The sequence below is a fragment of the Frondihabitans sp. GW821-FHT04F02 genome, assembly GCF_059420045.1.
In genome coordinates this window covers 207663-225773 of the sequence record NZ_JBWKSZ010000002.1, presented here as the reverse complement: position 1 = coordinate 225773, position 18111 = coordinate 207663, and the positions used below count along the sequence as shown (strand labels likewise).

Genomic DNA, 18111 nt, shown 5'->3' with positions numbered 1-18111 from the left:
GCGCTAGCGCCGCACGTGCAGGGGGATGCCGGCGGCCACGTCGCGCGCGTCGGCCTCGGGGTCGCGCCCGACGCCCAGGATCGGCTCGACGATGCTCTCGATGGCGCGCGCGACGAAGGCCTCGTCGAGCGGCAGCTCGCGCTGGGCGGCGTGCTCGACGGCGAGCGAGTGCACGGCGCGGGTGACGAATGCGGCGTCGTACCGCAGGGGCTCTGCCTCGCCGCGCGACACGGCGCGCCTCACGATGACGGTCAGCGAGCGGGTGCGCTCGGCGTGGGTGGCGGCGTCGAAGGCGCGCCAGATGTCGGGGTCTCGAGAGATCGCCGCGATGACGTGGCGGAACTCCGCGGGCGGATAGCCGATCGGGCTCACCCAGGTGCGGATCAGGGTCTCCAGGTCGGTGCGGAGCGCCCCCGTGTTCGGGATCGTGGTGTCGACGTCGAAGGCGGCGACCGCGTCGCGCACGAGCGACCGCTTGTCGTCCCAGCGCCGGAAGAGCGTCGCCTTGCTCGCCCCGGCCCGCTCGGCGACGCGGTTCATCGTCAGCGCGTCGAGCCCGATCTCGGCGATCAGCTCCTGCGTGACGCGCAGGAGGCGCTCCTCGACCAGCGGATCGCGGGGTCGGCCGACCTTGCGCGTTCCGGGGCTGTCCACGCCCGAAAGCCTAGACCGCAGGAACTCGGCCGCCTCCCCGATCGTTCCTGAGCGCGTGAACGCCCAGACAACGCCAAGCGGCCTCGGACGCAATGGTCGCGCCGGGGGCCGGGGCGGCAGTTCCTGCGCCCGCATCGCCTCGGGGGTGGCGCCACGCCGCCGCACCTGGCATCCTGGTCGGCTGCCCTCCCGGGCGGCACCGACCGAGGGGGAGCCATGCCTGCCGAGCACACCGACACCAACCGCGCGAACTGGGACGACCGCGTCGAACCGCACCTGGAGGGGTACCGCGTCGACCGATTCGCGGCGTCGCCCGACTACCTCTCCGACGTCGTGCGGGAGGACGTGCCGCTGATGGCCCCGTTCCTGCCCGGCGGCACCGTCGACGGCCTCGCGCTCGCGCACCTGCAGTGCCACATCGGCACCGACACGCTCAGCTGGGCGCGGCTCGGCGCCACGGTCACCGGCATCGACTTCTCGCCTGCGTCGATCGCGGCCGCGCGCGACCTGGCCACCGCGTCGGGCCTCGACGACCGCGCGACGTTCGTCGAGTCGACCGTCGACGACGCTCCCGGGCACGTCCACGAGACCTTCGACGTCGTCTACACCAGCATCGGCGTGCTCTGCTGGCTCGAAGACCTGGGCGCCTGGGCACGCACGATCGACGCCCTGCTGAAGCCCGGCGGCCTCTTCTACGTGCGCGACGCCCATCCGATCCTGAACGCGATGGACGACGAGCGCGACGACGGGCTGCTGGTCGTCGGGCGCCGCTACTTCCCAGGGCCTGAGCCGCTGCGGTACGACGACGAGCAGACCTACATCGGCGATCCTGCCGCCACGATCGCGCACCGCACGACGTACGAGTGGCCCCATTCGCTCGCCGAGATCGTCGGCGCGCTGCTCGGCGCGGGCCTCGAGCTGATCGACCTGCGGGAGCACCGCACTCTCCCCTGGGCCGCCCTGCCGCACATGGTCGAGGAGGGCAGCGACTACGTGCTCCCCGAGCACGCCGACCGGCTGCCGCTCGCGTTCTCGATCGCCGCGCGCAAACGCTCCTAGCGACCCAGGGGTCTCGTCCTCGCGGCGGACTCCGCGGGCCGGTGCCGCTCAGTAGCCTCGCGACGTGACCACCTCCCGACGATCACTGCTCTCCCGACGATCACTGCTCTGGGGCGCAGGAACTGCCGCCACCGCCGCCGCCCTCACCGCCGCAGGCGGCGCCGCCGTCGAGCAGGGGCTCCTGCCGGGCCGCACGACCCTCCACCGCCTGCTGCACCTCGACGGCGCACCCGGCGTCGTGCCCTCCGCCGGCGGGGGCAGCCTCGTGAGCGGCTCGTTCGCCTCGAAGGCCCGCCTCGGGGCCGACGTGGGCTGGTCGATCGCGTACCCGCCCGGCTCAGCGCCCGGCGATCCCCTCCCCGTGGCCGTCGTGCTCCACGGCTACGGCGGCACCCACGCCTCCGCCTTCGGCGGCGCGCACCTGGGCCTCGACCGGTTCCTCGCCGCGCACGCCCAGGCCGGCGGGCCGCCGTTCGCGCTCGCCTCGATCGACGGAGGCAACACCTACTGGCACCGGCGGGTGACCGGTGAGGACGCCGGTGCGATGGTGGTGGGCGAGTTCCTGCCGCTGCTTCGGAAGAGGGGGCTCGACGTCGCGCGGATCGGCTTTCTGGGCTGGTCGATGGGCGCCTTCGGCGCGCTGGCCCTCGCGTCGCAGCTCGGCTCGTCGCGCGTGGCCGCGGTCGCTGCGGAGAGCCCGGCCATCTGGCACACGGCCGCCGAGGCTGCGTCGATCGCGTTCGACTCGCCCGCCGACTTCGCCGCGCACACGGTGTTCGGGCGGCAGTCGACCCTCGACGGGATCGCCGTGAGGGTCGACTGCGGGACCGGTGACGGGTTCTACCCGGCCGCGCGCGACTACGTGGCGGGTTTTGCCACGGCGCCCGCGGGCGGGTTCGAGCCGGGTGCGCACGACGTCGGCTACTGGCGGCGGATGGTGCCGGCCCAGCTCGCGCACCTGGGCCGGCACCTCACCTGATCGGACGGACTACCGGGGCAGCTTGAGCTCGATGTTCACGACGCGCGTGACCTGCTTGGCTCCGAAGTTGTCGTCGGAGATCAGGCTGACGCCGACCCTCCTGCCGGCGCCATGGCCCCGCAGCCCGGAGCTGCCGCTGGTGAGCGCCATCCCCTCGAAGTTGTCCAGCAGCGGGTTCGCCTGAGACTCGAGCGCCGTGGCGCCGAGCGTCGGGCCCTTCACGAGATCGGCGACCAGCGTCTTCGACAGGATCGATCGGGCCGGCGCCGCCGACAGGTTCGCGACCTTCGAGACGTTGACCGCCTTCGACAGCCCGCTGACCTCGTAGAGCGTCACGGCGTTGCCCGTATCGGAGGCGAACGATGCCTCTTCGACGAGGAGGCGGTCGTCGTCGACAGCCGCGACCTCGGGTACCCGCATGCCGGTCTCGGTGCGGTACCCCACCTGCTTCGTGAGCGAGTACGTGCCCCTCTTGCCAGCCGTGTAGACGAGGAACCGGTGCGACGTGGCGTCGCCGCTCGACGAGACGTCGCCCGAGAGCGCCCCCTCCATTGCCGCCACGATGGTGCGGCCGGACGGCGAGATGGTCAGCCCTTCGAGAGTGGCGTTCGAGGCGGCCTCACCGACCTCCGACGAGCCGGCCAGGGTCGTACCGGTGACCGCGAAGCGACCGGGGACGGCGAGCTGCGACTTCTCGACGCCGTCGCGCCCGAAGACGCGGATCGACGGCTCGGTCTCGCTCGAGATCAGGTAGTCGCCGTTCGGCAGGACCGCGAAGCCCTCGTTGTCGGCCGTGGGCCCGGTGTAGGGCGTTCCGTCGGACTTCTTCAGCACCAGCGGCGACCGGGTCACGGTCGGGTTCTGCAGCGAGCGGCCGATGAACCAGAGGCGCGATGGGTCGTCGGCGTGGTTGTCGACGGCCGAGATCCACGATCGGGCGCGCTTGTCGTACGCGAGCGACGACAGGCCGCCGACCTCCGCTCCCTTGTACTCGAGCTTGTTCAGCGCGTCGCTGTAGCCGACGGCTGTGCCGAACGGCGCGATCGACAGGTCGGGCTTCTCCGCCTTGCCGAACAGCCGGACGACCTGCGGGTCGTGGTCGCTGATCTGGTTCGCGTACTCGGCGTTGGTGTGGACGACCTCGTACTCGGGAGTGCCGACGCCCTTCGTGACCAGGATGTGGTCGAGCACCTCGCTCACGCCCTGGTAGTCGTAGGTGTACTGCTGGTTCGCTGGCAGCGTGGTGATCAGGTCGGTCAGGATCGGCTTCCCCGCGGCCTTGCCGGTGAGCACCTTCATCGCCGGGCTGAACTGGTAGTCGTTCAGGTCGCCCGCGACGACGACAGCCGCCCTGGAGTCGTGCTTCAGGATGCTGCCCACGAACTGGTTGACCTCGGTCGCCTGCTTCGCGCGCTGGACGGCGCTCGACTGCGCGGGGTACTGGAAGCGGCCGTCCTGGCTCTGGTCGCCGCCCTTCGAGGCGAAGTGGTTGCCGACGACGAACACCGTCTTGCCGCGGAACGTGAACTGGCCCACCAGCGGCTTGCGGCTGGACGCCCAAGCGTCGCTGGTCGGGTCGATGCGGCCGGGCGAGAGTGTCAGCGACGTGGCGCCCCTGCGCGAGATCGCTGCGGTGGCGGTCGTTGCGCGGTCGACGCCGGCATCGCCCGTGTCGACGAAGCTGACGCGCTGGGCGTTGTAGAGGAACACGATGCGGATGTTGCCGCCGGGCTGGCCGCCGTCCTGGTCGTCGACCGGGTCGATCGAGCGCGACGAGTACGTCGGGCCGCCGGCCGCGGAGATGGCGTCCGTCAGCTTCGCGAGCGTCCGGTCGGAGGCGACGGTCCCGTCGTCGGTGGCGCCGCTGTCGTCTTGCACCTCCTCGACGGTGAGGATGTCGGGCGACGACAGGTTCGTCACGATGCCCTCGGCGAGGGCGGCGTACTTCGCGGCCGAGTCGGTGGGCTGGAGGTTCTCGACGTTGTAGGTCGCGACCGAGAGCTGCTTGCGGTCGGCCTTCTCGGCGACGGTCGGCGCGAGGTTCTTCGAGGCGACGGAGCCGAGCGTGGTCGCGGCGATCAGGTAGCCGCCGAACTGCGAGTAGTCGACCGGACCGACCGTGGCGCCGCTGAACACGTCGCCGACGCTGACGCCGGGGTTGCCGCCGTCGACGGGGACGACCTCGAGGCGGCCCGACGGGGTCGCGTTCTCGGCGGTGAGCAGGGCGCCGCCGCGGGCGCTGGCGAGCTGGTCGGGCTTCGTCGTGATGTACTGCTCGCCGTACTGGTCGCTCGGGCCGATGACCCGTGCGTCGTCGACCTCGACGCGCATGCCCTCGACCGATTCGTAGTAGTCGAGCGCCGAGCGCGTCGGCGTGAGCGCCGTCGACTCGATGTTCGCGCCCGCGAGATCGGGGGCGTAGACCGCGGGCACGGTCGTCGGGCTGATGACGACCGGGGCGGGCAGGGCGTTGTCGTGCGAGAGCACCGACACCGTCGGCGAGGTCAGCTCGGTGACCGAGAGGTACGAGGTCGTCGCGAGAGTGGTGCCCGACGCGATGGCGCGGTAGTCCTTGACGCTCGCCGAGACCAGCACGGAGTCGCCCACGGCCACGGTCGGCGCAGTGCCCGTGTAGACGAACACGCCCTCGCTGGTGGCGGGGTCGGAGTCGGCCTGGGGATCCTGGATCCAGTAGCCGCGGCTCGAGCCGCTGGCGCGGACCGCGGTGACGATGCCGGGCACGTTCGCGACCTTCTGGCCGTCGAGCGGCGAGATCCACGCGGCGCCCTGGATGTCGTGGATGCGCACGGCGCCGGACGACGGAGCGGCCGAAGCCGGAACCGCCACCAGCACCCCGCCGAGAAGGGCCGCGGCCCCGATTGCGGCGCCGATGGCGCGCACGTGTGATCGTTGCATGGCTTGTCTCCCCTGAGCTGGAACCCGCGAGCGGTGTGACCCGCGACCTCTGCCATGTAAGCCGAGTTCTCGAGTTCCTGCGACGGTTCTCCACAGGGTTCGCGCGATCGTCGCCGAACGGTCACCCTGTGGAGAGGAAGACGCGGGTCGCTACTCGCCGGCCTTGTCGTCGAGCTCGGACTGCAGCCTCTTGAGCTTCGCCTGCTTCTCGTAGAACTCGATCTCGCGGTCGAGCTCGGCGAGCTGCTGCTCGGTCGTCGAGACGCGTTGCGCCCGCACGTCGACCGTCTCGGCGGCCGCCGAGTGCCGGCGCGGATCGCCGTAGCGGACGAACTCCGGCTGCGGCCGGTAGTCGCGGCCGACCGCGAACCAGAGGATGCTGCCGATCACCGGGATGATGATCACGAGAAAGACCCACATCAGCTTCGGCAGGTGCTGCACCTGCGACTCGTCGCGCGTGATGATGTCGACGAGCGCCGCGATGACCAGCAGGAAGTAGAACGCCGACAGCACCAGATACATGCGGTCGATTCTATTGATCGCCTGAGAAACGGCTATCCCCCGACAGGGTGAGATCAGTCTCCTGGCGCAGGAACGTGCAGCGGTCGAAGCAGCCCGAGCAGTTCGCGCAGCTCATGGATCGCCTCACCCGACCAGCCGGGGTCGGCGGCTCCCCCGTCGTTGCCGGGGTGGTCGAGCCAGATCGCCCGCATTCCGAGCGCCGCGGCGCCGGGAAGCTCGGTGCTGCCGCCGTCGCCGACGTAGACGCACTCCTCGGGCTCGACCCCGAGCACGTCGGTCGCAGCCCGGTACAGACGGGCGTCGGGCTTCTTGACCCCGTGGACCGACGAGAAGGCTGCTGTCTGGAAGTGCTCCGCGAGCGCCGTGGTGGGCCAGACGACGGCCGTCTCGACGGAGCAGTCGCTGACCAGCGCGAGCGCGTAGCCGCGGTCGCGGAGCTCGTCGAGCACCTCAAGGGCCCAGGTCTGCTCGAGCAGCGAGGCGGTCATCGCCAGACGTCGACCGACGGCGCGCTCGACGGCGGCGTCGTCGGGTGAGCCGCCGAGGCGGCCGGCGAGGGTGCGGAGGGTCTCCTCGAGCGAGCCGAGGCGGCCGAGCGTGCGGTCCAGGAACGTGTCGCGGACGAGGTCGCAGAACGCCGTCGGGTCGACGCCGAGGTCGTCAGCGACCTGGAGCGACACCGCGTCGCGCGTCGCCCTCGTGCCACCCGGCGCGAGGGTGCCGTAGAGGTCGAAGAGGACGGCGCTGTATCCCATGCCCCCATGATGCCCGATCCTCCTCACGGCCCGGTCGCGAATCGGTGATTCGGCCTCACTACGCTGGTGCCACCCCGTCCCGGTCGAGAGAGGCCTCCGTGAGATCGCTCTTCATCGGCGTGGTGGTCCTCAGCATCGGGGCGCAGGAACTGCCGTGGTTCAGAACGCTGAGGGCAGCGGCCCTCGATCCGGGTTCGGTCGCCAACGAGATGGTGCACACCGTCGGCCCCGCCTTCGCCGTGGCGGACTGGCTCCCCGCTGGTACGTGTACGCGTTCCTGATCCCCGGCCCCGCGACCCTCGCCACCGCAGGCCACCGACCGAAGCGAGCTAGGCCCTGTCGTGGTCCCGCACCACCGCAGGCCACCGAGCGAAGCGAGGTAGGCCTTGTCGTGGTCCCGCACCACCGCCGGCCACCGAGCGAAGCGAGGTAGGCCACAGCGTCGAGCGAGCGCCAGCGAGCAAGACGCGTGCGAGCGAGAGCGAGCCGAAGGCGCTAGCACTGGCGTTGGTGAGCCGCGCCAGCGGCGAACAGGCAGAATCCAGTGGGGGCGTTTACGAAACTCCCCGATGCCCCTAATTCCGGGCCTCTCTGAAGCTTCGATTTGGGGCCTATCCTCTGAACGAGGTTCAACTATCCAGGACGCATTCCTGCTTGGCGCCTGATCTGGGATTTCTTTGAATCGAAGTGAAGGCACCCGATTTTGCCTAGTCGACGTGGGGGATGTGGCGACTCGCCTTCAGACCCACGGTTCTCGCTCTGGCCACTGGAGCTTCTAGTCGTCCCCGGTAACCGTGGCCATGCCCTGCCATCCAGTGACGACCCGGTCTATGTGTTGGACCAGCGCTTCACGTCCCGATGCATCTCCCCAGACGCGCATGAAGTCCGGGTCGTTGCTGCGCGGCGGATCGACGATGTCCCGAATTCGAACGGCGGCAGGCACCCCGGTACTGACACCCGTTACGAGAGCATGTTGCTGGGCAAGTCCCGGTAGCTGGTCTAGGAGCGCCCTCGAACTGAGAGCTGTGGCATGCCTCAAAAGATTCTGGTCCGCTTCATGGGTTAGTCGATGAGCGATCACTGTTCCGCACTGTGCCACCACTGTTTCGCTGAGCTCGCTCGGCCGCTGCGAAGCGAGCAGAAGCGAGAGTCCGAACTTGCGTCCCTCTTTTGCGATCCGTTCGAAGACCGCAGTTGAGCGGCTGGCCAAGCCGTTGGGGTCCCTTCGTGCTGGAACAAACCGGTGGGCTTCTTCGAGGACGAGCAGCAGAGGGTGCGCGGCGCGGGGGTCGCTGCGAACGGCGAAGTCGAACAGGATGCGGCCGAGAAGCGCTGTCACGTTTTCCAACACGTCGCTGGCTACAAGGCTCAAATCGAAGATCGTGACAGATGGGCCGTGCGTGTGACTTTTCGCTTGTTCTAGGTAGTGGGGCGCCGCGGGCCAGTCGGAGTCCGAGGCGCCCTTGAGAGGATCGGCACCCATGAGGAGTCGAAGGTAAGTACCGAGTGGGTCATCGTGATTTTCTACCCGCGTCATGAAGTCATAGCGGCCGTCAGCGAGGAGGCGACTCATGCGCATTTGGAGCGTCGCAACGTAAGCGGCAATCCGGTTGTCGTTGCCTTGTTCTTGTTTGACTCGCGCGGGAAGAAAGAAGTCGCACAGTTGCTGAAGCGAGTAATAAATGGGTGCGTCGAAGTCTGGCAAGACTGAGTCGCTGCCGAGCCTCAAGGCGCCGAAGGCTGACGCCACCTCGGTTCTCATGCTCTCGAGCAGCTCTGTTAGCACTGCGATTTGAGGGGCGGTCATCGCGCGCCACTCCTGACTCCCGAGCTGAGCCTCCTGACCCGCGGAAGTCACGCGAAGGAGCATTCCGGCCCATTGCGCCGAGCACGGGCCTTCTCGAGCGGCTTGGTTTTGAACGAGGTCATGAAGTGCTCGAAGTTGTTCGAGAGCCCGAGCCTGACCACTTCTATCGCCGAAGAGTCCTTCGATATTTCTGAGCGCCCCCTCCACAGCTTGCAGGCGGTTGAAATCTACTCTTGACGTAGCTGCGCTCGCACGAGCGTCGGCGATCGACCGTTGTAGTACCGGGGCTTGGACACCTTCGCCGGCCCGATAGAGCGCGAGACTCTCCTCGTTATTCATGAACCAATGCGGGAGGATCAGCCCGTCGCTGGGACCCGGGGTTGGCCCGAGAACGACAGTGCGGGTGGAGTCTCCCCGGGCTGTTCCTGGCGCGAACGACTGGGCATACTCTCCGTTTACGTCAAAAATAACGATGTGCCCGTTCTCGACGGGGTGGTCCAGGACAGCGTCGATAATCGCCATGACCGTGCAAGATTTTCCCGAGCCAGTCGAACCGACGACGGCGCAGTGATGGCCGAGTAGAAGGTTGGCGTCCAGGTGCACGTCCTGGTCGGCCGCAACTGTTGATGATCCGAGTCGCAGGGCGGGGACATCATTCGGCAGGAAGATGCTCTTCACCTCGGTAGGCGTGGCGGTCCGAACTGCGGCGTGCAGCGGCGGGTATCCCGTCAGCCCCGATCGGAATATCGGTCCTTCGAATCGTCCTACGACCGACGCCTCAAGTTCGTAGGAGCTCTGGTCATCCTCTGAAAGAATGGTCTTTGAGTCAGCCCGGTCGAGCCGTCGGGCAATGTACACGCCCGTGACGATTGCCACCACTTGGTGCGCACCAGCGGGCACCGTGATGTAGGAATTGACGACGCCGACAGTGTGCAGGCCGTCGGGACCCACTTTTGTGAAGCCCTTGGTCCCCACGTCAAGAGCGACCCGCAGGGTCGTGCTCGATACGGAAGTGACCCTTCCAATCATCCCGACGTCAGGCATCACTAGCCGTTCCGTCGGAGACTCTCTGTCCGGGCTGGTTGCGAATCACGGTCAGCGACTCGATCAGATCCGCCACTATCTGAGGAGAGCCGTCTGTTCCAGCCGCACCAGAATCGGGAAGCAAGTCCACGAAGCTCGTAAATCTACCGGCGTCGCCCGTCAGCACCGCCAGGCGCGCATCCCGCGCCTGCGCGAGCGATGCCACCGCGGTGTCACGAAGCGTGGGTGACACATCTGTGAGTGATTTCCCGACAGGCTCAGGCGATGTCAGGGCAGAGGCCATGGCCTCTGGGCTCAGAACAGCGTACGGGTCCGCGACTAGGACGTTGAGCGCAGGATTGACGGCCAAGCTGCGAAGCAGGATTCGATTGATGTGCGCATCGCCGAAACCGTAGCCGACGGAGATGATGGCCGTGTCATCCAGCTGAACGGCGTCGCCCAGCTGCCGCATGAGATCCGAGTACGGGAAGGCCAACGTGTCGCCCTCTTTGGCGGTCGTAGGGTAAATCAGGACGCGATCCTCGGCAGTCTCGGCGTCTTCTGCCACCTGATGCACTTCGAGGGATCCAACGCCCGTTACGGAGTCGGGCTCCTGACGCGCGCGCCAGTTCAGGCTGCCGTGAATCTTGTGCAGGTAAAAGGCGCTGTCGGCTCGGGCGAGGACTTGCTGAGAGCTACTGTCCACGCGGTGAAAATCCAGCCCGTAAAACGCGAGATTTAGTCGACGGTCAACTGTCCCGCTAAAGCCGTCGATGTATGGGTAGCCCAGTTGGTCCAACGACCGCTCTAAGACGAGGTCGTAGTTTGTGGTGAAGATGCGCGGTCGAGGGAGGTTCGATCTGCGAGCTCGCACAATCTTCGAAAGGAAGGACCGATGGGCCCGAAACGGGTCGGCGTGATAGGCAGAATCGATGCGTGCAGGGTCTCCAGGAAGTCTGCAAGCCTCGACTAACGCGGAACCGATCTTTCGCCGAAAGGACTCAAGGGCGGCCGCCCCGAATGCTTCAGCAGTCTCGCCTGAACCTAACGTAATGGCGGATTCCGTCGTGAGGTCAGCCAACGTTGCTGCTAGCTGAAGGGAAGTCAGGAGCTTTTCCAGGTCGGAATCATCATTTGGATTAAGTGCGAAAAGAAGGGCCTCGTCCTCGACAGTCAGCTGTTCGCCAGCCCTCCGAAGGAGCACGTCGATCGCTTCCGCATTCAGGTTGCGCGTCTGCGGTGACCCCAAATGAAAAGAAGCACCCGAACCGACGAGGATGACTAAGTTCTGCACTTGCAGAAGCATGGCGAGATGGTCTTGCACTACGCGGCGGTTTGCATCGCTAAGTGTGGACTTCACAACTCCGCCAACAATGAAAAGGCCCTTTGCCCACTCCGCCGCGGCATCTGTTGTCATGCTGCCACTTTCTCACGCGCGGGCGAGACCTTATGTCGTCTCACCGTGCGCGTCGGACTGCCGTTGGCGCGAGTTATCCGCGTTACAGCTCAACCGCCCGGGCAGCCAGCAGGGAATTTCCGTCAGCGCCATGCCAAACGAGGGAGCCGCAGCGCAGCGGACAAGTGAACCCGTTCGGTCATGGTCTGTTATCCATGGCAGAGGTGGAGCTGAACCTTCCAGGCGGGTTAGTTCCACCAGGTCGGCCAATCGGGCAGAGACGGAGCCTGGCGTCTGGTCGTCGTCCGATTGACGTGCCCACAGTCGGGGCAGTGGTGGCCGGCGAGGTGGTTGATGGGGCGCTGCTCGAAACGTCCGTGGATGCGGCACGTAATTTTGATGGGCGTTCGCTGGTCGATGAAAGTGATGCCGTCGTAGTCGTAGGCGTCACCGTGCACCTTGCGGGCGCTGTCGATGAAACGCGATGTCCGAGACCTCACGCTCGCTCCGCGCCGGTACGAGCAAGATGGGCAGGCCGCACCCTGCTTGTGCTCATTGGGGGTTTGCGTGAATGTCCCGTGCTCGTCACACCCAATTCTCACCTTCGCGTGTGCATTGATGTACTCAAATGTCACTCGGCTGTAGTCGTACTTGCCGTTGTGCTTCTCGGAAGCGGCGGTAATGAAGGCTTCGGCCCTGGCAGCGAGGTTTCGGTTAGTCATGCCGCTTCTATGCGTCGGCGTTTGAGGGGCTGGAGGCGTTCTGACGCACATCCCGAACTTGCCGGGGACGACCGCTTGGCGATTTCCTCGCCGAGGGCGATCAGCCCCTACCCGGCGTCCGGTGAGCTCTCAGCGACAAGTCCCGTACATGCGTCAATGAGGGAACCCGTCCGGTCATCAAGCAACGAGGGACTCGACGGGTTCTCTCCAGAATCGGAACTCTTCGAAAGGATCTGACGCCTCGGTCATCGGGTCCAATCCGCGATATCCGGTCGACCTCTCGGGAAAAGCTGATTATTATCAGCACATGGTCGAACACGGTTTTCTTTACACATCAAGGTGCAGGGCGGCTCCTCACCTCCGTACGCGCTCTGCCGCTACGGCGAGGAAGTCCTTGGACTGGACGCAGCCAGGCCCGGCAATGTCGCCGGAACCGTCTCTAGCCCCCGTCAAGGCATCAGCACCTACGCGGAGGCGACAGCTTCCTGCACGGGGCGAAGAACACAGCAATGGCCCTGCTTCTCCTTTGGCCACCAACTCGAACCGATTGGAATCACCGGCATGACCGACGCCGACGAGCCGTCCGACGACGCCTTCCTCGCCAGCCACGGCATAAAGAGGCAGTACACCACCATCAATAAGGATCAGCTGCTCCTGCAGCTCCCGGTCCCGCCGTGGGGTTTGAAGCTGCCGAAGTGGAACCCAGCGCTGGACGTTCCCGGGTGGACGTTGACCGGTGCAGAGGTCGAGATGCACCGGGCAAGCCTCGTCTTCGGCTCGCTCATCTTCGAACGCGACTCCGATCAGCGCCGCGTCCTCGTGGGTGTGCGGTGGGACCCCGAAATCGCCTGCGTCGAGGCGCAGTGCCTGGAATGGGACGAACCTGTCCCGCTTCGCGACCGGGACGCTGTGGACGCGGACGCTTTGGAGCGGTCGACGATTCGTCGCGCCGCGAAGCTCATCGAGGTCAACTCGTTCATCGGTGCCGCCGTCTCCGACTACCAGGCGGAAACCACCATCTTGGAGAGTGCCGGATTGGGACTCGAGCGGCTGCCGCCTCTTCCGCCTGAAGAGGTCAGGGACCCGCATGTCGCCGGTTGACCCCGTGGGCGGCAACGTCGACCCCTTCGATGTCCCGGAGCTTTCGGACGAGGAGGCGGCACTGCTTGCCGCCGTGTGGGAGGCAGACGGCAGGCGGCGACATCTCGAACACACGGTCACCCCGGCTGAGGCGGCCGCCATGCTCCGAGTCGAACCGCGCCACATCGAGGACGACATCAAAGCGGGACGCCTTTGGGCCACGAGTCGTAGCGGTGAACAGCGTGTTCCGCGCTGGCAGTTCGTCTTCACCGGCCAACCGGACCGGCGTGACGCCTGGCAGCTTCTCCCGCATCTGACGGAAGTTCTTGGTGCCATGCCAGTGAGCCTCAGCCGTAAGTACGGGGAGATGATGCACGCGTTCATGACCACACCGCAGGACGAGACCCTCGTCGACGGCGAGCCGGTATCCGCCGTCGACTGGCTTGCCGATGGCCGGGACCCGAACCCGGTCATCGAAGCGCTTACCGATTACGACTGCCGGTGGTGACCCCTATGGCGACAAGGTCACAGGGATTAAGCCGGGAGCCCTCGCGCCCAACCGGCTGCATCACCGACCGGCTGAACGAAACGGGTGCGCTGTGAAGCCTCGTCTTATCTCGATGCAACTTGGCAGGGACAGCCTCCACATGCTCGGCATGTTCTTCTTCCACGACCCTGGTAGCTACGAGCCCAGGCAGGTCAACATCGAAGACGCTGACGCGGAATTCGGATACCGGGTGACGGCGGCCGGCAGCCAGGCGCACCTGCCCAACACCGATGTCTACGTGGAGGAAGCGGACCGGCTCGTCCGAGTCCTTCTCACGGCTCTGGATGACCGTGACAATGCCGGATGAGGACGACTTTCCGCACGTTCAGAAGCCCCGGACCTTTTCGCCGATGTCGTTTACGACCTCATGTGTGATGCCGCCCGGCGGGTCGCAGGGGAGCTCATCGTGCGCCTTGATACCGATGAGGACGCGATGAGCCGCCTCATCGCCCTCCGGGAGGCGGTCCACAATGTGCCCCTTGATGACGTTGCGGCGTGGAAGAACGCACGGGCCCGGTGGAACGCGGAATGGATGCGCCTGCGAGACGAACGAGAGAACCAGAAATGAGCGACGACACGGATGCCGGGGAGCTGCCGGCGATGCCGCAAACAGGGGTCTACCTCGTGGTCACGTTGACGGGGTCGCACTACAGGATCGACTTCGACCAGAAGACGGCTACCCGTTTCCCGGACCCGGATGACGCGGACCCGGCGAAAAACCTCCGCCAGGACGAGAACGAGCGGCCCCTGCTGAGAATGGGGGCCCTTGAAATCGGTCACGACCTGGTGATGGTCCTCGACATTAGGGGAGACGGGATACCGACCGTCCGGCGCACCACACCGGTCGTCTCATGGGTGCGAATCGCATGACCACCTCCCGCGATGCCCGCACATTCGAGCCCGCACACGTCATGGCCGTGCTGCGGGACCACATCCTGCGGATCCGCCCACGACAGAGGCAGCCGTGATGAACGGGCCTCCCTTTGACGCGTCCGATGGAGAGCCGCGCCTGGAGGAAGGCGCGTGGTTCCTTGCCCCGCCCCGGTTCGGCGGCGCCCGAGACCTGACCCCGGTGATCGCCCTCCTCGCCTCAGCCGGCATACCGGTCTTCGCAGTGTCTTCGACGGAAGTCCTCGGCCCCGACTTGCTGCCTATCCTCGTCCGGTGGCTCGACCACGAGACGTGGCGCAACAGCGTCGAGGAGACCATGAAAAGCGCCGGCCCCAGCACGGTCGTGTTGTTCATCGCGGACGACCCGTCCGGAGAGACCATCCGCGCCGTCACCGGGAACACCCGCACCCTCCTCGCGTCCGTTGCCTTGGGACGGGTGTGGGCGCATGGTTCGGAGGTGCCGCGGTTCGGTCGCCGGCGCCAGATCACTGAGACCCCCCGTCGGGAGACGTTCATCGCGTTCGCCATTGCCCGCACCCTCCTCCACAGCGCCGAGGCTCCGACAAAGGACGACCTGCACCACCGATTCCACGTCCCGCACAGCACGATCTCTGTCGCCCTCCAGGTTCTCCGCGAGTACGTCGACGTCACCCGCGAGCACGTCCGCATCCGCAACCGGCGTGGCCTGCTGCACTACGCGCTCGACACGTATCCCGGTGCGCACGGCATGACGACCCGGTGGATCCACCCCGCGCCCCTCGACGAGCAAGCACACCTCATCCGCCGCACCGGATTCAGCCTGCTGTCGACCCCGAGGGCAAGCACCCCGCCGGCACGCGAAGGTGCCTTCGACCGGGTCATCGCGTACTGCTACCCGATGCGCCACGTCCACGAAGACAACCTCAACCTCTGGGAGGCAGGCTTCACACCGGCCACCGCCGACGACTGCACACTTGAGCTCACGTTCCCCCAGGACAAGACGTTGCCTCTGACCTCTCCTCGCCCGGGCTGGACGGACGAGGTTATTACCGCGTTCGACATCGAACGAACAGCCACGACAACACAGCAGTTCCAGGCCGCCACAGCCTTCCGGAACAACATCCTCGAGAGGCCATCCACCGCCCGTGACGACGAGCGCCGTGGGCCCTGAATTCGTCTGGCAAATTGTTGGGCGGTTGCATGCCCAAGGGTGTCCGACGCACCGAATTCTCTCGAGAATGAGGAATCTGGAACGGGCCTGGTACACGAAATGATGCGAGTTAGGACGGGTCGTCACTGACAAAAAGTGCACCCGTCTGACAAGAAGCCTTGCTGCTCGACAGGTCGATGACGACCGGCGACAAGGTGGTCGGACATTTCCTACGTCGAACATGTTGGATCCCGCATAGGCGGGGAGTGACTGACAAATTCAACCTCACCCCGCCCACGCCCGCCTCCAGCAAGAAGGCCGGGTTCACCCACGAAGCCCCCACCGGCAAGTCCGACGAATGGTTCACCCCGCCGTCCATCTTCACGAGCATCGGGCTGACCTTCGACCTCGACCCCTGCTCGCCCGGCGCCGACCGGTCCTACGTCCCGGCCCGCCACCACTACACCATCCACGACGACGGACTCACCTCCTCGTGGTTCGGCACGGTGTTCATCAATCCGCCGTACTCGGACGTGAAAACGTGGATGCTGAAGCTCGCCGACCATGGCGACGGCATCGGACTCGTCTTCAACCGCACCGACACGGTGTGGTTCCAGGCCGCCCTCGCGAAGGCCACCCTCGTCTGCTTCATGGCCCGCCGCATTCCCTTCATCGAAGGACGGACGGGCAAGGTCAAAGGCAACCCCGGCACCGGTTCGGCGCTCTTCGCTTACGGCGAGACCGCCGCGCAGGCGCTGCTTCAGTCCGGACTCGGCCACTGCGTTCGCCCCGTCAAAAACTGATAATCCAAGCGCGCTGGGCCGATTTCACCCGCATTCCACGAATCTGCCCGGCCGTGACTATGTCAAGGTATTTGGGACCCACCATGGCAATCTAAGCCGGACCCACTTGCGGCTTTTACGAACGCTCGTGAGCTAAGAAAGTCCTCGGCTAGCTGGAGGTGGCGTCTTCCTCGAGGTGTCGGTAGATGGTGCCGCGCGAGACGCCGAAGGTGTCGGCAATTTGCTGCACCGTGTAGGTCTTCTCGTCGTACATCGCTCGGGCCTGTTTCGCCTTCGTGGCGGTCATCTTGGAGCGCCCGCCGCCTTTTCGGCCGCGGGCTCGGGCGGCGGCGAGTCCGTCCCTTGTGCGTTCGACGATGAGGTCGTGCTCGAACTCCGCGATGGCAGCGAGCATGTGGAAGAACAGGCGGCCGCCGGGGGTGGTCGTGTCGATGCCCTGCGATAGGGCTTTGAGGCCAACGCCTCGGCGTTCGAGTCCGTCGGCGATTTCTTTCAGGTTGCGGACGGAGCGGCCGAGGCGGTCGAGTTTCGTGACGACGAGGGTGTCGCCTTTGCGGAGGTAATCGAGCGCGTCATCGAGGGCGGGCCGTTTCGCGAGGACCCCGGAGGCGTGCTCGACGAACACCTTGTCGCAGTGCGCCGCTGCGAGGGCGTCGGTTTGCGCGTCGAGGTTCTGCTCTTGGGTGGAGACGCGGGCGTAGCCGACGGATGCCATGGCAGAACTGTACCTCGGACGTACCTGGCAGCACATAGGTCTCGGACACGGGCCATGGAACACGACGCGCCGATTCTCGACCCGGTGGGCTCGACTGTCTCGTGGACGGTCGTCCATGGACACTCGCTAGAGACGCTTGGGGACCTCGAAGTCGCATGCCGCGTTTCGTAACCGCCGCGCGGGCATGCAAAATGCGGGGCAAGCAGAGGTCTCAATAAACTTGGAGAGAAGTCGGGTAAATGTCACGCCCACCGGCCAGGCCGATCCTTCAATAATCAAGAGGTAGGAGAACTGGACATTGGATGCTCGGGATCGTTTTCGCGACATGCTTCGCCTCGATGTAGCCCCAGCGCTGCGTGAATTGGGCTTCACCGGATCGGGTCTCAACTGGCGCAAACGAAATGCGCACGGTGATTGGGCGATCATTAACGTCCAAAAATCCGCCTGGGGCGACGGCGGATCGGTTGATGCGTACGTCAATTTGTCGATCGTTCCGGAAGCCGTCCGCAAATTCAACGCCTGGTATGACGCCCGCCCGCTGCCAAAGCAACCCTCAGAGGCTTCGGGCCTCTGGCGCGCCCGACTCAAGCCTGAAAACGTAGACCGCCGCTGGGGCACCGATTGGTCGTTTGGGGACGGCTCTGCCGCCGGCGAATATGCAGCAGCCCTCGTGTCCCAGCTTCGCTCGCAGGGCGTACCAATTGTCGACAAGCTCCTCGACCGCAAGGTTCTGCTCGAGCATCTCTCCAAACAACATCGACAGGTCGAAACCGGTTGGCTGCTGACTTGGAGCACCACGGCCATGTCAGCACTCATCCTCAGCGACGACGCATCCCCGGGCAGTCTCCCGGCTCTCCTTGCCACTCTTCGAGAGCAGGCGGCGGAGGAAGAGAGCAGCGCCCGCTCCAACCAGATTCGGGCTGTGGTGACGTGGGTCGAGTCGAGGCTGGCCGGGAACGAGCTCCAATTTCGAATCTGAACTTACAGACCCGAGGGTCCCTGCGGGTGTGCCGAGCGACCTAGGGGTCGGTCATTCATCTCTGCGATAACTGGGCCACAATCCGCGGCGCCTCACACATCACTTCCCTTCGGGCCTGGCTCGTTGTAGCGGAA

At 66.0% G+C, this 18111-nt stretch carries 19 protein-coding genes; 10 read left to right on the top strand and 9 right to left on the bottom strand.

The genetic code is table 11. The annotated features are described in order from the left end of the window. Positions 1-3: 3 nt before the first annotated feature. Positions 4-654 carry a TetR/AcrR family transcriptional regulator gene (locus tag AC07TY_RS06270; protein WP_488624777.1) on the bottom strand — a complete coding sequence of 217 codons (651 nt, stop codon included), beginning with the start codon at positions 652-654 and terminating at the stop codon, positions 4-6. A 216-nt stretch (positions 655-870) separates the two neighbouring features. On the opposite strand from AC07TY_RS06270, the gene AC07TY_RS06265 reads away from it, so the two are divergent. Both AC07TY_RS06265 and AC07TY_RS06260 read left to right on the top strand, forming a co-directional pair. After that, complete coding sequence (locus tag AC07TY_RS06265) at positions 871-1713, top strand: class I SAM-dependent methyltransferase (protein WP_494784722.1); 843 nt, start codon at positions 871-873, stop codon at positions 1711-1713. A gap of 64 nt (positions 1714-1777) precedes the next feature. Then, positions 1778-2692 carry an alpha/beta hydrolase gene (locus AC07TY_RS06260; protein WP_494784721.1) on the top strand — a complete coding sequence of 305 codons (915 nt, stop codon included), beginning with the start codon at positions 1778-1780 and terminating at the stop codon, positions 2690-2692. A 9-nt stretch (positions 2693-2701) separates the two neighbouring features. On the opposite strand, the gene AC07TY_RS06255 is transcribed toward AC07TY_RS06260, so the two are convergent. From AC07TY_RS06255 to AC07TY_RS06245, 3 genes are all read right to left on the bottom strand, one after another. Beyond that, a complete protein-coding gene (locus AC07TY_RS06255) occupies positions 2702-5608 on the bottom strand; it encodes an esterase-like activity of phytase family protein (protein ID WP_488624780.1) in 2907 nt (968 codons plus the stop codon). Positions 5609-5758: 150 nt separating this feature from the next. Continuing rightward, complete coding sequence (locus AC07TY_RS06250) at positions 5759-6130, bottom strand: PLD nuclease N-terminal domain-containing protein (RefSeq protein WP_123505571.1); 372 nt, start codon at positions 6128-6130, stop codon at positions 5759-5761. A 53-nt stretch (positions 6131-6183) separates the two neighbouring features. Further along, positions 6184-6885 carry an HAD family hydrolase gene (locus tag AC07TY_RS06245; protein ID WP_494784720.1) on the bottom strand — a complete coding sequence of 234 codons (702 nt, stop codon included), beginning with the start codon at positions 6883-6885 and terminating at the stop codon, positions 6184-6186. A 98-nt stretch (positions 6886-6983) separates the two neighbouring features. On the opposite strand from AC07TY_RS06245, the gene AC07TY_RS06240 reads away from it, so the two are divergent. Then, on the top strand, positions 6984-7166 hold the full coding sequence (locus tag AC07TY_RS06240) for a hypothetical protein (RefSeq protein WP_494784719.1): 183 nt from the start codon (positions 6984-6986) through the stop codon (positions 7164-7166). Positions 7167-7660: 494 nt separating this feature from the next. Here the strand turns inward: AC07TY_RS06240 and AC07TY_RS06235 are convergent, their stop codons facing one another. The 3 genes from AC07TY_RS06235 to AC07TY_RS06225 all read right to left on the bottom strand — a co-directional run bounded on the left by AC07TY_RS06235 (position 7661) and on the right by AC07TY_RS06225 (position 11833). Further along, positions 7661-9736 carry an ATP-binding protein gene (locus tag AC07TY_RS06235; RefSeq protein ID WP_494784718.1) on the bottom strand — a complete coding sequence of 692 codons (2076 nt, stop codon included), beginning with the start codon at positions 9734-9736 and terminating at the stop codon, positions 7661-7663. After that, positions 9729-11132, bottom strand: coding sequence for an SIR2 family protein (locus AC07TY_RS06230; protein WP_494784717.1), 1404 nt, complete (start codon positions 11130-11132; stop codon positions 9729-9731). Before AC07TY_RS06230 ends, AC07TY_RS06235 begins: the two co-directional genes overlap by 8 nt. Before the next feature lie 227 nt (positions 11133-11359). After that, the gene (locus AC07TY_RS06225) at positions 11360-11833 is read right to left on the bottom strand and encodes a DUF723 domain-containing protein (RefSeq protein WP_494784716.1); all 474 of its coding nucleotides are present in this window, start codon (positions 11831-11833) and stop codon (positions 11360-11362) included. A 561-nt stretch (positions 11834-12394) separates the two neighbouring features. On the opposite strand from AC07TY_RS06225, the gene AC07TY_RS06220 reads away from it, so the two are divergent. The 3 genes from AC07TY_RS06220 to AC07TY_RS06210 all read left to right on the top strand — a co-directional run bounded on the left by AC07TY_RS06220 (position 12395) and on the right by AC07TY_RS06210 (position 13767). Beyond that, positions 12395-12934 (top strand): hypothetical protein, encoded by a 540-nt coding sequence (locus tag AC07TY_RS06220; RefSeq protein WP_494784715.1) that lies wholly within the window; start codon positions 12395-12397, stop codon positions 12932-12934. After that, positions 12921-13421, top strand: coding sequence for a hypothetical protein (locus AC07TY_RS06215; RefSeq protein ID WP_494784714.1), 501 nt, complete (start codon positions 12921-12923; stop codon positions 13419-13421). Before AC07TY_RS06220 ends, AC07TY_RS06215 begins: the two co-directional genes overlap by 14 nt. Before the next feature lie 139 nt (positions 13422-13560). Continuing rightward, on the top strand, positions 13561-13767 hold the full coding sequence (locus AC07TY_RS06210; RefSeq protein WP_494784713.1) for a hypothetical protein: 207 nt from the start codon (positions 13561-13563) through the stop codon (positions 13765-13767). An 18-nt stretch (positions 13768-13785) separates the two neighbouring features. Here AC07TY_RS06210 and AC07TY_RS06205 read toward each other — a convergent pair whose 3' ends face one another. After that, positions 13786-13929: a hypothetical protein gene (locus AC07TY_RS06205; protein WP_494784712.1), complete on the bottom strand. Its 144-nt coding sequence runs from the start codon at positions 13927-13929 to the stop codon at positions 13786-13788. 95 nt (positions 13930-14024) lie between these two features. On the opposite strand from AC07TY_RS06205, the gene AC07TY_RS06200 reads away from it, so the two are divergent. From AC07TY_RS06200 to AC07TY_RS06190, 3 genes are all read left to right on the top strand, one after another. Next, a complete protein-coding gene (locus tag AC07TY_RS06200) occupies positions 14025-14330 on the top strand; it encodes a hypothetical protein (RefSeq protein WP_494784711.1) in 306 nt (101 codons plus the stop codon). A gap of 202 nt (positions 14331-14532) precedes the next feature. Beyond that, complete coding sequence (locus AC07TY_RS06195) at positions 14533-15501, top strand: hypothetical protein (protein ID WP_494784710.1); 969 nt, start codon at positions 14533-14535, stop codon at positions 15499-15501. A 245-nt stretch (positions 15502-15746) separates the two neighbouring features. After that, complete coding sequence (locus AC07TY_RS06190) at positions 15747-16283, top strand: DNA N-6-adenine-methyltransferase (RefSeq protein WP_494784709.1); 537 nt, start codon at positions 15747-15749, stop codon at positions 16281-16283. Between the two features lie 148 nt (positions 16284-16431). Here AC07TY_RS06190 and AC07TY_RS06185 read toward each other — a convergent pair whose 3' ends face one another. Next, positions 16432-16998, bottom strand: coding sequence for a recombinase family protein (locus tag AC07TY_RS06185; RefSeq protein WP_055960830.1), 567 nt, complete (start codon positions 16996-16998; stop codon positions 16432-16434). A 325-nt stretch (positions 16999-17323) separates the two neighbouring features. On the opposite strand from AC07TY_RS06185, the gene AC07TY_RS06180 reads away from it, so the two are divergent. After that, on the top strand, positions 17324-17977 hold the full coding sequence (locus AC07TY_RS06180; RefSeq protein ID WP_494784708.1) for a DUF4304 domain-containing protein: 654 nt from the start codon (positions 17324-17326) through the stop codon (positions 17975-17977). Positions 17978-18111 lie beyond the last annotated feature (134 nt).